Source organism: Acetobacter sp. AN02, from assembly GCF_029759835.1.
Classification (GTDB): Bacteria; Pseudomonadota; Alphaproteobacteria; order Acetobacterales; family Acetobacteraceae; genus Acetobacter.
In genome coordinates this window covers 1-1,564 of the sequence record NZ_JAJJND010000173.1, presented here as the reverse complement: position 1 = coordinate 1,564, position 1,564 = coordinate 1, and the positions used below count along the sequence as shown (strand labels likewise).

Genomic DNA, 1,564 nt, shown 5'->3' with positions numbered 1-1,564 from the left:
AAAACCGTCAATCAAAGCGCCAAAACCCAGAAATTACTCGCCAAGAACATCAATCAACGGTTCTTCGATCCCTCCAGCTGTATCGGCAAGTGCCGCATAAACGCCGTTCTCGAATGTATTACCGGAAAGACAGATACTCAGAAAAGAAAAAGAATATATTCGCAGAATTTTCAAAATACAGATCACAAAAACAGAACGCCGCAGCATTCACAATTATAAACACTTAAAATAGAAAATAATTTTATTGCGTTATAAATTTCTGATCACCGTCATGAAAAATTAAATATTTTCATTTCATTATAATATCCATATCGAATACGGCTTATGAATATCGCTCAACAGTCTATTACATTAAATATCACTACAAGATCTCTCAGATAATTGTAAGATGCTTTTGAAGAAACCGTCATCTCTCCGCAGCGATAAGAGGTAACAATGCAATATGTTAATCTTGGCCACAGTGGTCTGAAAGTATCACGTCTGTGCCTCGGTTGTATGAGTTACGGTGAACCGGATCGGCTTCCTCAGCCATGGTCCCTGCCAGAGGAGACTGCTCGTCCATTTTTTCGCCAAGCGTTAGAGGGAGGAATTAACTTCTTCGATAATGCGAACATCTACTCGGGTGGCAGCTCCGAGGAGATCATGGGAAGAGCGCTGAAAGATATGGCACGTCGCGACGAGATCGTCGTCGCAACAAAAGCATTTTTTCCTTGGCGAAATGCACCGAACACTGGTTTCCTCTCACGTAAGGCGCTTTTTCAGGCGATTGATGACAGTCTGATGCGGCTCGGCATGGACTATGTCGATCTCTATCAGATCCATCGCTTTGACCATCACACCCCGATCGAAGAGACTATGGAGGCACTTCATGATATCGTGAAGGCTGGCAAAGCGCGCTATCTCGGCGCCTCGTCCATGGAAGCATGGCGGTTCTCCAAAATGCAGCACATAGCAGAGCGCAATGGATGGACGCGTTTCATCTCGATGCAGCCCCAATATAATCTTCTGTATCGTGAAGAAGAGCGTGAAATGCTACCCCTCTGTGCTGACCAAGGTGTTGGGGTTATACCATGGAGCCCACTCGCGCGAGGCAGACTCACAAGAGACTGGAAAGAAACGACAAAACGCACGCAGAATGATGCATTTGCTCTGAAGATGTATCAAGAGGCCGCTGCTCAAGATGAGAAAGTGATTGAGGTGGTAAGTGCTATTGCGAAAAAACACAGCGTACCCCGAGCTTATGTCGCGCTTGCCTGGCTTCGGTCAAAGTCAGAGATTACTGCGCCAATCATTGGGGCAACAAAACCTGAACACCTCTCTACAGCAATCGAAAGCATGGGTTTTACGCTCACGGTCGACGAAATAAGCGCTCTTGAAGCACCATATATTCCACATGTTGTCGATGGCATCGTTCCGCCCCTTACGACGGACGCGCCTTCAGTTACCTTAATAAAAGAACGTAATATTTAGATTCCTTAAAAAACATTCGGTAATCCCCCCATAAAAAGAGTGGCTTTTGGATGAGAATTTTCTCAGCGTGAGGATGAGGAGATTCTGATGAAGA

At 45.3% G+C, this 1,564-nt stretch carries 2 protein-coding genes; both read left to right on the top strand.

Features of this window, described 5'->3' with window-relative positions; all coding sequences use genetic code 11:
- Nucleotides 1-219, top strand: a 219-nt coding sequence (locus tag LOC54_RS12175) for a hypothetical protein (RefSeq protein WP_279314045.1), incomplete at its 5' end; no start/stop codon positions are given.
- A 216-nt stretch (nucleotides 220-435) separates the two neighbouring features.
- Nucleotides 436-1,470 (top strand): aldo/keto reductase, encoded by a 1,035-nt coding sequence (locus LOC54_RS12170; RefSeq protein ID WP_279314044.1) that lies wholly within the window; start codon nucleotides 436-438, stop codon nucleotides 1,468-1,470.
- The last annotated feature ends 94 nt before the right edge of the window (nucleotides 1,471-1,564 follow it).